Source organism: Candidatus Regiella insecticola LSR1 (assembly GCF_000143625.1).
GTDB lineage: Bacteria > Pseudomonadota > Gammaproteobacteria > Enterobacterales > Enterobacteriaceae > Regiella > Regiella insecticola.
In genome coordinates, this window is the sequence record NZ_GL379589.1 from 399,603 (window position 1) to 412,645 (window position 13,043).

The window sequence follows — 13,043 nt, forward strand, 5'->3', positions numbered from 1 at the left end:
TATTAATATGGACTATACGCTTACACGGGCAGAGCCGAGCGGTGAAAATGACCGTTATCCTCTGCAATCGCAGGAAACGGTCAGTGGTGATCCGCTTGAACAGCATGTTCACCGTAGTGTTTATATGGGGAAACTGGAAAATGCGTTGCATGATATGGTGAATTGGGGGCGAAAAAATTCTCTGTGGCCGTATAATTTTGGCCTTTCTTGTTGTTATGTTGAAATGGTGACCTCTTTCACTGCGGTGCATGATGTGGCGCGCTTCGGCGCTGAAGTGCTGCGTGCCTCGCCGCGCCAAGCTGATTTTATGGTGGTAGCAGGAACCTGTTTTACCAAAATGGCACCGGTTATTCAGCGCTTATATGAACAGATGCTTGAGCCGAAATGGGTGATTTCAATGGGAGCCTGTGCCAACTCGGGGGGCATGTATGACATTTATTCAGTAGTGCAAGGGGTGGATAAATTCCTGCCGGTTGATGTTTATATTCCAGGTTGTCCTCCCCGTCCAGAAGCCTATATGCAAGCCTTGCTATTGTTACAAAAATCTATTGATAAAGAACGCCGTCCGCTCTCTTGGACTGTTGGCGATCAAGGGGTCTATCGCGCCAACATGCCGTCAGAAAGAGAGCGTAAACGAGCCGAACGTATTGCGGTGACGCATTTGCGTACGCCTGATGACATTTAGAGTTTAGCCATGATGACAGAGCCGACGGCGTCCGGCAGTGCCCAACCAACATATCCTACCTCTGATCATAGCGATGATCCGATCATTGAACTTTTATCACTTTTTTTCGGCGCTGAAGCTTTTGTGTTGCAGGCAACACGTACTGGCATGCCAGTATTGTGGATAAAAAAAGAAAAATTACTTGATGTGATGTTGTGGTTAAAAAAACAACCGCAACCCTATGTGATGTTGTTTGATTTACATGGTGTTGATGAACGTCAACGTACTTATCGTCAGGATTTGCCTGCGGCGGATTTTTCAGTTTTTTACCATTTGCTCTCGATTGAACGTAATCGCGATATCATGCTGAAAGTGGCATTATCTGAAAAAGCATTACAACTCCCTAGCGTTCAGCAAATTTTTCCTAATGCTAACTGGTATGAACGTGAAACCTGGGAAATGTTTGGTATTACCTTTGAAGGCCATCCTCATTTAACACGTATCATGATGCCGCAGAGTTGGCAGGGGCACCCCCTGCGTAAAGACTATCCTGCGCGCGCCACTGAGTTCGATCCCTTTATCCTCACCAAACAAAAACAAGATCTGGAGATGGAGTCGCTGACTTTTAAACCGGAAGACTGGGGCATGAAACGAGGGCGCGAAAATGAAGATTTTATGTTTCTCAATCTGGGGCCCAATCATCCTTCGTCTCATGGCGCTTTTCGCATTATTTTACAACTGGATGGAGAGGAGATTATCGATTGTGTACCGGATATTGGCTACCATCATCGTGGTGCCGAAAAAATGGGCGAACGCCAGTCTTGGCATAGCTATATTCCTTACACAGACCGCATTGAATATTTAGGGGGTTGTGTTAACGAAATGCCTTACGTGCTGGCTGTTGAAAAATTGGCCGGGATTGTGGTGCCGGATCGTGTGAAGGTTATTCGCGTGATGTTATCGGAGCTGTTCCGCATCAACAGCCATTTATTGTATATCAGCACCTTTATTCAAGATGTGGGGGCGATGAGTCCAGTATTTTTGGCTTTTACTGATCGACAAAAAATCTATGATTTGGTTGAGGCGATCACCGGTTTTCGTATGCATCCGGCGTGGTTTCGCATTGGCGGTGTCGCCCATGACTTGCCGCGCGGTTGGCAGCATTTACTGCATGATTTTCTTCATTGGATGCCAAAACGCCTTGATTCCTATGTAAAAATCGCCCTGAAAAATAGCATTCTAAAAGGGCGTTCTATCGGTGTGGCTTCTTATGATGCCTCGGCGGCTTTGGAATGGGGAGTGACTGGCGCGGCTCTGCGAGCGACGGGTATTGCATTTGATGTACGTAAATGGCGCCCCTATTCGGGTTATGAAAACTTTGATTTTGATGTCCCGATCGGCGATGGCAATAGTGACTGCTATACTCGAGTGATGCTCAAAGTTGAAGAGATCCGCCAAAGTCTGCGTATTTTGCAACAATGTTATAAAAATATGCCAGAAGGTTCCTTTAAGGCCGATCACCCGCTGACCACGCCGCCGCCGAAAGAGCGTACGTTACAACATATTGAAACGCTGATTACTCACTTTTTACAGGTTTCTTGGGGCCCAGTGATGCCGGCTAACGAATCTTTTCAAATGATTGAAGCGACCAAGGGAATTAATAGTTACTACTTAACCAGTGATGGCGGCACCATGAGCTATCGCACGCGGGTTCGTACGCCGAGTTTTGCTCATTTGCAGCAGATCCCTTCGGTGATCCGTGGCAGCTTGGTTTCTGATCTGATTGTTTATTTGGGCAGTATTGATTTTGTTATGTCTGATGTGGATCGCTAATCACTCGCTACGGTTTCAAAAAAGGTTTAATGATGAATGATCAAAAAAATCATCTCGAGGGGATGGCTATTACCCCATCCGATTTTGTGCTGAGTGCAGAAGAACAGGCCGCTATTGAGCAAGAAAAACAGCATTATGAGGATGCGCGCGCGGCCACCATCGAAGCGTTAAAAATCGTGCAAAAAAAACGTGGGTGGGTGCCGGATGGGGCTATCTATGCCATTGCTGAAATATTGGCTATTCCGGCTAGTGATGTGGAAGGGGTCGCGACTTTTTACAGTCAGATTTTCCGCCGTCCCGTTGGTCGTCATGTGATCCGTTATTGCGACAGCGTAGTGTGCTATATCACCGGTTATCAGGAGATCCAAACGGTGCTTGAAAAAAAACTCAGCATTAAGCCCGGTCAAACGACGACCGATGGCAGATTCACTCTGTTGCCCACTTGCTGTTTAGGTAATTGTGACAAAGGGCCGACGATGATGATTGATGAAGATACGCACAGTTATCTCAAACCTGAAGACATCGAACCGTTATTGGAGCGATATCCATGAATCCTCATTTAACCGCGGCCACTCATCCGTTAACCTGGCGTTTGCGTGCCGACAAACAACCGCTGTGGTTAGAGGAATACCGTAATAAAAATGGTTATCAAGGCGCTAAAATTGCTTTAACCAGCATGGCACCGTCAGAGGTGGTTGATGTGGTGAAAAATGCCGGTTTAAAAGGGCGTGGCGGCGCAGGATTCCCTACCGGTTTAAAATGGAGCTTGATGCCTAAAGATGACAGCATCAACATTCGCTACCTGCTGTGTAATGCCGATGAAATGGAGCCGGGCACTTACAAAGACCGCTTATTAATGGAGCAACTGCCTCATTTACTGATAGAAGGTATGTTAATCGGTGCGTTTGCCCTCAAAGCTTATCGTGGTTATATCTTCCTGCGCGGCGAATACATTGAAGCCGCGGTACGCTTGCGTCAAGCGATTAGTGAAGCCAAGGGCGCGGGATTATTGGGTAAAAATATTCTTGGCAGTGGTTTTGATTTTGAGCTGTTTGTGCATACCGGTGCGGGGCGTTATATCTGTGGTGAAGAAACCGCGCTGATTAACTCGTTAGAAGGCCGTCGCGCCAACCCACGTGCTAAACCACCCTTTCCGGCGTCTTCAGGGGTGTGGGGCAGGCCGACTTGCGTCAATAACGTAGAAACGCTTTGTAACGTACCTGCTATCCTTGAACAGGGTGTTGACTGGTATCAGGGGATCACCGCAGGAAAAAGTAATGATGCGGGGACGAAACTGATGGGGTTCTCTGGTCGGGTGAAAAATCCGGGCGTATGGGAATTGCCTTTTGGCATCACCGCCCGTGAAATTTTGGAAGATTATGCGGGCGGGATGTGTGATGGGTTGAAATTGAAAGCCTGGCAACCGGGTGGGGCGGGGACGGATTTTTTGACCGCCGATCATCTCGATCTGCCGATGGATTTTGAACATATTGGCAAAGCCGGTAGCCGTTTAGGTACGGCGTTGGCGATGGCAGTGGATCATCAAATCAATATGGTTTCCTTGACACGTAATCTAGAAGAATTTTTTGCGCGTGAATCTTGCGGCTGGTGCACTCCCTGTCGTGATGGTTTGCCGTGGAGCGTTAAGATCTTGCAAGCGTTGGAGCGTGGCGAAGGGCAGCCGGGTGATATCGAAACTTTAGAGCAATTGTGTCGTTTACTCGGGCCAGGAAAAACCTTTTGCGCGCATGCCCCTGGGGCAGTTGAACCGCTGCAAAGTGCGATTAAATATTTTCGTGATGAATTTGCCGCTGGCATAGCGCCAAAATATCAGGGGCACTTTGACATTATTAATAGGGGGAATGCTGCATCGATAAAGGGTATTCAGGCCAATTTGTTGAATGAGCGCTGGTAGAGTAAGAAAATAGATATGGCGACGATACATGTAGACGGAAAAAAATATCATGTCAACGGGGCTAACAACCTGTTGCAGGCTTGCCTTTCTCTTGGGCTAGATATTCCGTATTTTTGCTGGCATCCGGCGCTAGGCAGCGTGGGTGCTTGCCGTCAATGTGCGGTGAAACAGTATCAAAATGCAGAAGATACGCGCGGGCGTTTGGTGATGTCTTGCATGACGCCGGCGAGTGACGGCAGCTTTATTTCTATCGATGACGATGAAGCCAAAGAATTTCGCGCTAGCGTGGTGGAATGGTTAATGACCAATCATCCACACGACTGTCCCGTATGTGAAGAAGGGGGGAATTGCCATCTGCAAGATATGACAGTGATGACCGGACACAACGCGAGGCGATACCGCTTTACCAAACGCACCCATGAAAACCAGCAGCTGGGTCCTTTTATCGCCCATGAAATGAACCGCTGTATTGCCTGCTATCGCTGTGTACGTTATTACAACGATTATGCCGATGGTACTGATTTTGGGGTGTATGGCACTCATGATAATGTCTATTTCGGTCGCCCTGAAAGCGGTACTTTGGAAAGCGAATTCTCCGGCAATTTAGTCGAAATCTGCCCCACCGGTGTTTTTACGGATAAAACGCATTCCGAACGTTATAACCGTAAATGGGATATGCAATTTGCGCCGAGTATCTGCCAGCAATGCAGTGTTGGTTGTAATATCAGCCCTGGTGAACGTTATGGCGAGTTGCGCCGCATTGAAAACCGCTACAACGGCAGCATCAACCATTACTTTATCTGTGATCGGGGGCGTTTTGGCTACGGTTACGTCAATTTAAAAAATCGCCCACGTCAGCCGCAACAAAGGCAGGGGAATGATTGGATCAAGCTGGATACTGATCAAGCCATACAACAAACCGCCGATCTGCTGCGCCAGGCGAAAAAAATAATTGGCATCGGCTCTGCCCGGGCGAGTTTAGAAAATAACTTCGCGTTACGTGAATTGGTGGGCGCGGAAAATTTCTATAGCGGCATAGCGCAGGGTGAGCAAAACTGTTTGCAACTGATGTTGAAAGTACTGCGTGAAGGGGGGATCCACACGCCCTCATTGCGTGAAATGGAAAGTTACGATGCGGTACTGGTATTGGGTGAAGATCTGACGCAAACCGCTGCCCGTATTGCGTTGGCGGTTCGTCAAGCGGTGAAAGGCAAAGCCCGTGAGATGGCTGCGGCACAAAAAGTAGCCGATTGGCAAATTGCCGCGGTATTAAACATTGGCCAGCATGCTAAACATCCTTTATTTATCACTAACGTTGATGATACTCGTTTGGATGATATTGCCGCCTGGAATTACCGCGCGCCGGTGTGTGAACAGGCGCGCTTAGGTTTTGCCATCGCACAGGGATTAGATCCCTTAGCCCCGGCAGTCAGTGATCTTGCCGATAATTTACAAATTAAAGTGGATATCATCGTGCAAGCCCTGGCGGGCGCGCAAAAACCGCTGATCATTAGCGGCAGTAGCGCCGGCAGTGAAGCGATCATTGCCGCGGCGGCTAACGTCGCCAAGGCATTGCAAAGTCGCGGGAGTGAAGTGGGCATCAGTTTTGTTGCCTCGGCCGCGAACAGCTTGGGTTTAGCCATGATGGGCGGCGGCTGCTTGGATCAGGCGTTAGATCAGTTAAACGCCGAGAGGGTAGATACCCTGATCGTGTTGGAAAATGATCTGTATCGTCATGCTGTGGCCGATAAAGTGGATACGGCTTTAGCAGCAGTAAAAAATGTGGTGGTGTTAGATCACCAACACACTGCCATTATGGATCGCGCTGATGTGATCCTCCCCGCGACGAGTTTTGCCGAAAGTGACGGTACTTTAGTCAATCAGGAAGTGCGGGCGCAGCGCTTTTTTCAAGTTTATGATCCGACTTATTATGATACCGCAGATAATAAAAGGTTCATGCAAGCCAGTTGGCGTTGGCTGCATTCATTAGCCGCGAGCTATCACTGCCATCCGATTCACTGGATACAACTTGATGATGTCATTCAAGCTTGCGCCACCGCTTTGCCATCATTGCAAGGTATCCTTGCTGCTGCCCCTGATGCGACTTTCCGCATTGACGGACAAAAATTAGCGCGTTCTCCACAGCGTTACAGTGGTCGCACCGCAATGCGTGCCGATATCAACGTGCATGAGCCGCGTCAGCCACAGGATCTCGATAGCCCCTTTGCTTTTTCCATGGAAGGCAATAACAGCCCCTATGCCGATCGGCAGCAAATTCCCTTCGCTTGGGCGCCGGGTTGGAACTCACCTCAAGCCTGGAATAAATTTCAAGCCGAAGTGGGGGGCGCATTGCGTTTTGGTGATCCGGGCGTGCGTTTGATCGACGCTGCCGTAAGCAACTTGGCTTATTTTGATCAGGTGCCTGCTGCTTTTCACTCGGAAAGCCATCATTGGATTATCGCGCCTTATTATCATCTATTCGGCAGTGAAGAAATGTCACAACGGGCAGAGGTGATCCAGCAACGCATGCCGATGCCTTATTTAATACTCAATACTGACGATGCAACGCAACTGGGGTTAACCCTAGGCGCGGTGATTGAATTTATCTGTGCCGGCCAAAGGCTACGTCTGCCGCTGCGTTGCAGTGCAACCTTAGCGCCTGGGCAAGTGGGTTTGCCGCTGGGTCTACCGGGGATCCCGCCGATTTTGCTTGGCGAACGCATTTATCATTTGCAGGAGACGCCATAATGAGTTGGCTCTCTCCTGACTTGAGTGAAATTTTATGCTCTATCTTAAAAGCATGGGTGATCTTATTGGTGATTGTGATCTGCGGTGCTTTTATGAGCTTTGGCGAGCGTCGCTTGTTAGCGCTGTTTCAAAATCGTTATGGGCCAAATCGGGTGGGGTGGGGCGGATCCTTACAGCTGCTGGCTGACATGATCAAAATGTTTTTTAAAGAAGACTGGGTGCCCCATTTCGCTGATCGATTCTTTTTTACCCTGGCACCGATGATCGCCTTTACTTCGTTACTGTTGGCGTTTGCTATTGTCCCCATTAGCCCAACTTGGGTGGTGGCGGATCTGAATATTGGCATTTTATTTTTTTTGATGATGGCCGGTTTGGCGTTGTATGCCGTACTGTTTGCGGGTTGGGCGAGTAATAACAAATATTCTTTATTGGGTGCGATGCGTGCTTGCGCACAAATGCTGAGCTATGAAGTATTTATCGGCTTATCATTAATGGGCGTGGTGGCACAAACCGGCTCTTTTAATATGCAAGATATTGTCAATCAACAGCAGCAGGTTTGGAACATCATCCCGCAATTTTTTGGTTTTATCACTTTTGCCATTGCTGGGGTAGCGGTTTGTCATCGTCATCCCTTTGATCAACCGGAAGCAGAGCAAGAACTGGCTGATGGCTATCACATTGAATATTCGGGGATGAAATTTGGTTTATTTTTTGTCGGTGAATATATTGCTATTGTGACGGTTTCGGCGTTGATCGTGACGTTATTTTTTGGCGGCTGGCAAGGCGCATTTTTACCGCCTTTTGTCTGGTTTGCCCTGAAAACCGCTTTTTTTATGGTGATGTTTATTCTGATCCGCGCCGCGCTACCACGCCCACGTTATGATCAGATGATGTCATTCGGCTGGAAAGTTTGCTTGCCATTGACTTTACTCAATTTGCTGGCCACCGCTGCGGTTATTTTGTGTAACACTTAAATAAAGAGTGATCACCATGACATTAAAAGAATTAATAATCGGTTTTGGCACTCAGATACGTAGCCTGTGGCTAATGGCGTTGCATGCTTTTCATCCGCGTGAAACGAAAATGTACCCAGAAGAGCCGGTTTATCTGCCGCCGAGGTATCGCGGTCGAATTGTATTAACACGGGATCCTGATGGCCAGGAACGTTGCGTTGCCTGTAATTTATGCGCGGCGGTCTGTCCGGTGGACTGTATCTCGTTGCAAAAAGCGGAAACCAAAGACGGTCGTTGGTACCCAGAATTTTTTCGTATTAATTTCTCTCGTTGCATTTTTTGCGGTTTGTGTGAAGAAGCCTGCCCGACGCTAGCTATCCAGTTGACTCCGGATTTTGAAATGGGGGAATTTAAACGCCAAGATTTAGTTTATGAAAAAGAAGATTTGTTGATCTCAGGATCAGGTAAATATCCAGAATACAATTTTTACCGCATGGCAGGGATGTCAATTGAAGGGAAGCAAAAAGGAGAGGCCGAGCATGAAGCCAAGCCGATTGATATTAAAAGTCTGATGCCTTAAGGATATTTTTGATGGAATTTGTCTTCTATACTGCCGCGGTGATCGCGGTATTGGCAACACTGCGGGTGATCTCTCACCACAATCCCATTCATGCTTTGCTGTATTTAGTGGTTTCTCTGTTAGCGATCGCCGCGGTATTTTTTTCACTCGGTGCTTATTTCGCCGGGGCGTTGGAAATTATTGTTTACGCCGGGGCGATTATGGTGCTGTTTGTTTTTGTAGTGATGATGCTGAATTTGGGTGATAGCATCCAGCAGCAAGAAAAGGCATGGCTAAAACCCAGTGTGTGGATCGGCCCTGGTTTATTGTCATTGACGTTGCTTGTGGTGCTGATGATGGCGCTCGGCAGTGTCACAGCTGAGATAAGGGGTACTATGGTTGATGCCAAACAGGTAGGGATCAGTTTGTTCGGCCCTTATGTATTGGCTGTGGAATTAGCGTCCATGTTGTTATTGGCAGGTCTGGTAGTAGCCTTTCATCTTGGCCGTGAAGATCGCGGGGGTAAAAATAATTGCTGTATACCCGCAGCCAGCAACACGGCGGCTTCAAAGGCGAAGGGTATAACGATGGAAAAACAACCATGATCCCATTACAACACGGCTTGATTTTGGCGGCGATATTGTTTGTGCTCGGACTAACCGGTTTGCTCATACGCCGTAACCTTTTATTTATGCTTATCAGTTTGGAAATAGTGATCAATGCCGCGGCTTTGGCGTTTGTGGTAGCGGGCAGCTATTGGCAGCAAGCAGACGGTCAAGTGATGTATATTTTAGCTATCAGTCTGGCGGCGGCGGAAGCCAGTATTGGCCTGGCATTATTGCTACAGCTTTACCGTCGTCATCATACTCTAAATATCGATTCTCTCAGTGAGATGCGTGGATGAATCTTTTATTTTTAATTGTTCTTCTCCCTTTGCTTAGCTTTTTATTATTGTCATTTTCTGCCGGACGTTTTTCGGAAAAGATCTCCGCGCTTATTGGTGTGGGAATGATAGGTTTAACCGCGTTGGTCACGCTTTATGTTGCCGTCGATTTCTTGAACCAACCACTTAGCCAACCAGAAAAGGCGTTCCCCGTCTTTCATCAAACATTATGGCATTGGATATCGGTCGGTGATTTCAGTATTCCAGTGACGCTAACATTAGATAAATTATCCTTAGCCATGCTACTTGTCGTCACCGTCGTGGGATTTTTTATCCATTTATACGCCTCTTGGTATATGCGCACGGAAGAAGGTTATTCGCGCTTTTTCGCTTATACCAACCTGTTTATCGCCAGCATGGTCATTTTAGTGTTGGCGGATAATTTATTATTACTTTACCTCGGTTGGGAAGGTGTAGGGTTATGCAGCTATTTATTAATTGGTTTCTATTACCGCCATTCGGCTAACGGCGCTGCGGCAATGAAAGCCTTTATCGTTACCCGTATTGGTGATGTGTTTTTGGCGGTGGCGTTATTCATCCTATATCAAGCATTGGGTACCTTGAATATTGATGAATTAATGCGGTTAGCGCCCGAAAAATGGGCAATAGGTTCGAACGTCATCAGCTGGGTGACGCTGTTGCTGCTGGTTGGCGCGGTGGGTAAATCGGCACAATTGCCGTTACAAACCTGGCTGGCGGATGCGATGGCGGGTCCAACCCCGGTTTCTGCATTAATTCATGCCGCAACCATGGTCACTGCCGGGGTCTATCTGATTGTTCGTACTCAGGGCTTATTTCTCATGGCGCCGGAAGTGTTACAGCTGGTGGGAATGGTTGGGGCTATCACTTTGCTGCTGGCGGGTTTTGCCGCCTTGGTACAAACCGATATCAAACGGGTACTGGCCTACTCTACCATGAGTCAGATCGGTTATATGTTCCTCGCATTGGGGATCCAAGCTTGGGATGCAGCAATACATCATCTGGTTATCCATGCCTTTTTTAAAGCCTTGCTGTTTTTGGCGGCGGGATCGGTGATCCAGGCCTGTCATCATCAGCAAAATATGTTCAAAATGGGCGGATTAGGTAAAAAAATTCCGCTGGTGTATCTCTGTTTTTTAATCGGAGGGGCTTCACTGGCGGCATTGCCCTTTACTCCCGGTTTTCACAGTAAAGATGATATTTTGTGGCATGCGTGGGAGCGAGGGCATATCACCTTGGTGATCATGGGGCTACTGGGGGCATTTCTCACTGCACTTTATACCTTCAGAATGATTTTTATTGTTTTTCATGGTGATATTAACACTCAGCCAAAACGGGTAACGGGTATCAGCCACAGTTTACCTTTAGTGATGTTAATGATTTTTTCTACTTTTTTCGGTGTATGGCCAGAAGGGTACTTTTCTCATTTTTTTAAAACAGATAAAACCTTGTTAGAGATATTCTCTGGAACATTGGTGATTATGGGTGTTTTATTGGCCGCAGCGCTGTATTTGGGTAAAAGGCAGCTTGTGAATAGGGTGGCATCTAGCAGAATAGGAAAATTTTTTACCTCATGGTGGCTCCATGCGTGGGGATTCGATTGGCTGTACGATAGACTCTTTGTTAAGCCTTATCTGTGGATTGCTAAAGTTTTACAAAGTGATCCGCTCAATTCATTGATGAATTTTCCTGTGTTGCTGGCGCTTTTTGCCAATCGTGCTTTGTCTATCAGTGAAAATGGCAGTGTGCGTTGGTATGCGGCATCGATGGGGTTGGGGGCAGTCACTGTATTGTTGGTACTGCTATTTGTTTAACCGATATCCTGTATACCCAATGAATTTCGAGTTACGGTAAGGCGGCTTCAAAGGCGAAGGGTATAAAACCATATAAGGGACACAAAGTGCTATGTTACTACCTTGGCTAATTCTTATTCCCTTTATTGGCGGTCTGCTCTGCTGGCAGTGTGAACGCTTCGGGACTAACGTGCCGCGCTGGATAGCGTTGTTCGCTATGGGGCTGACATTAGCACTGACGGTCTATTTATTTTTACAGCCTACGGCAATATCAGTCTTCACTGAGGGGCTGACTGATACAGCAGACATACCTCAATGGCAAGCAGAATTTACCCTGCCCTGGATCCCGAGTTTTGGCATTGAGTTTCATTTAGCGCTTGATGGCCTGTCATGGTTAATGGTGATGCTAACGGGTTTGCTGGGTTTGTTAGCTATCCTTTGCTCTTGGTGTGAAATTCAGCGCAATCTCGGTTTTTTTCATCTCAATCTATTGTGGATCCTGGGCGCTGTTATCGGTGTCTTTCTGGCGATGGATCTCTTCTTGTTTTTTCTTTTTTGGGAAATGATGTTGGTGCCGATGTATTTCCTGATCGCGTTATGGGGGCATAAAGCATCGAGTGGCCAGAGCAGGATCACCACCGCGACGAAATTTTTTATTTATACCCAAGCCAGCGGCTTGATCATGCTGATTGCCATTATTGGTTTGGTGCTGGTGCATTACCAAACCACTGAGGTGTGGACGTTTAATTACAACCTGTTACTACAAACACCGATGTCGCCGCAGATTGAATACCTACTGATGTTAGGATTTTTTATCGCTTTTGCGGTAAAAATGCCAGTGGTACCGTTACACGGTTGGTTGCCGGATGCACACAGCCAGGCACCGACAGCAGGCTCTGTCGATTTGGCGGGGATCTTACTCAAAACGGCGGCTTATGGTTTATTGCGCTTCGGTCTACCCTTATTCCCGCAGGCTTCTCATGATTTTTCCCCCATAGCGATGGGATTCGGTGTCATCGGTATTTTTTACGGCGCTTGGCTGGCATTTTGTCAAACAGATATTAAACGCCTTATTGCCTACACCAGTGTGTCGCATATGGGGTTTGTCTTAATTGCCATTTATAGCGGCAGTCAATTGGCATACCAAGGGGCTGTGATCCAAATGATTGCGCATGGTTTATCGGCGGCGGGGCTGTTTATCCTTTGCGGTCAATTGTATGAGCGTTTGCATACACGTGATATACGTCAAATGGGCGGATTATGGTCGCGTATCCAATATCTACCGGCCTTATCACTGTTTTTTGCCATGGCAACCCTCGGTATACCGGGGACGGGTAACTTTGTTGGTGAATTTATGATTTTATGCGGCAGTTTCCAAGTAGCGCCCTTGATCACGGTGATAGCCACTTTTGGCTTGGTATTTGCCAGTGTTTATTCTCTGGTGATGATCCAGCGCGCCTATTATGGCGAGGCGAAATCACCGCACGCCTTGCCGAGCATGACGATGCGAGAATTATCAATCATCTTATTATTGGTTACGCTGTTAATATTGCTCGGAATTTATCCACAGCCGATCCTCGATACCTCTGATGCTGTGATGACAAAAATCCAACAACGGTTTGCTGCCTCATCCATTTTAACCACAGGGCTGTGATG

11 protein-coding genes are annotated in these 13,043 nt (G+C 47.4%); all 11 read left to right on the forward strand.

What is annotated here, in order from left to right; all coding sequences use genetic code 11:
• Window positions 1–7 precede the first annotated feature (7 nt).
• Complete coding sequence (locus tag REG_RS02375) at window positions 8–685, forward strand: NuoB/complex I 20 kDa subunit family protein (protein WP_006704321.1); 678 nt, start codon at window positions 8–10, stop codon at window positions 683–685.
• A 12-nt stretch (window positions 686–697) separates the two neighbouring features.
• Window positions 698–2,497 carry an NADH-quinone oxidoreductase subunit C/D gene (gene nuoC / locus REG_RS02380; protein ID WP_006704322.1) on the forward strand — a complete coding sequence of 600 codons (1,800 nt, stop codon included), beginning with the start codon at window positions 698–700 and terminating at the stop codon, window positions 2,495–2,497.
• A gap of 32 nt (window positions 2,498–2,529) precedes the next feature.
• On the forward strand, window positions 2,530–3,048 hold the full coding sequence (gene nuoE, locus REG_RS02385) for an NADH-quinone oxidoreductase subunit NuoE (RefSeq protein WP_006704323.1): 519 nt from the start codon (window positions 2,530–2,532) through the stop codon (window positions 3,046–3,048).
• Window positions 3,045–4,412 carry an NADH-quinone oxidoreductase subunit NuoF gene (gene nuoF / locus REG_RS02390; RefSeq protein WP_006704324.1) on the forward strand — a complete coding sequence of 456 codons (1,368 nt, stop codon included), beginning with the start codon at window positions 3,045–3,047 and terminating at the stop codon, window positions 4,410–4,412. The genes nuoE and nuoF overlap by 4 nt, the downstream gene beginning before the upstream one ends.
• Window positions 4,413–4,427: 15 nt before the next feature.
• Window positions 4,428–7,160, forward strand: a complete 2,733-nt coding sequence (nuoG, locus tag REG_RS02395; protein WP_006704325.1) for an NADH-quinone oxidoreductase subunit NuoG — start codon at window positions 4,428–4,430, stop codon at window positions 7,158–7,160.
• Complete coding sequence (nuoH, locus tag REG_RS02400; RefSeq protein ID WP_006704326.1) at window positions 7,160–8,134, forward strand: NADH-quinone oxidoreductase subunit NuoH; 975 nt, start codon at window positions 7,160–7,162, stop codon at window positions 8,132–8,134. The genes nuoG and nuoH overlap by 1 nt, the downstream gene beginning before the upstream one ends.
• A gap of 16 nt (window positions 8,135–8,150) precedes the next feature.
• Window positions 8,151–8,693 (forward strand): NADH-quinone oxidoreductase subunit NuoI, encoded by a 543-nt coding sequence (gene nuoI / locus REG_RS02405; RefSeq protein WP_039906948.1) that lies wholly within the window; start codon window positions 8,151–8,153, stop codon window positions 8,691–8,693.
• Between the two features lie 11 nt (window positions 8,694–8,704).
• Complete coding sequence (gene nuoJ, locus REG_RS02410) at window positions 8,705–9,277, forward strand: NADH-quinone oxidoreductase subunit J (protein ID WP_039906949.1); 573 nt, start codon at window positions 8,705–8,707, stop codon at window positions 9,275–9,277.
• Window positions 9,274–9,576, forward strand: coding sequence for an NADH-quinone oxidoreductase subunit NuoK (gene nuoK, locus REG_RS02415; protein WP_006704329.1), 303 nt, complete (start codon window positions 9,274–9,276; stop codon window positions 9,574–9,576). Before nuoJ ends, nuoK begins: the two co-directional genes overlap by 4 nt.
• Window positions 9,573–11,408: an NADH-quinone oxidoreductase subunit L gene (gene nuoL / locus REG_RS02420; protein WP_006704330.1), complete on the forward strand. Its 1,836-nt coding sequence runs from the start codon at window positions 9,573–9,575 to the stop codon at window positions 11,406–11,408. Before nuoK ends, nuoL begins: the two co-directional genes overlap by 4 nt.
• Window positions 11,409–11,499: 91 nt before the next feature.
• Window positions 11,500–13,041: an NADH-quinone oxidoreductase subunit M gene (nuoM, locus tag REG_RS02425; RefSeq protein WP_006704331.1), complete on the forward strand. Its 1,542-nt coding sequence runs from the start codon at window positions 11,500–11,502 to the stop codon at window positions 13,039–13,041.
• Window positions 13,042–13,043: the final 2 nt, after the last annotated feature.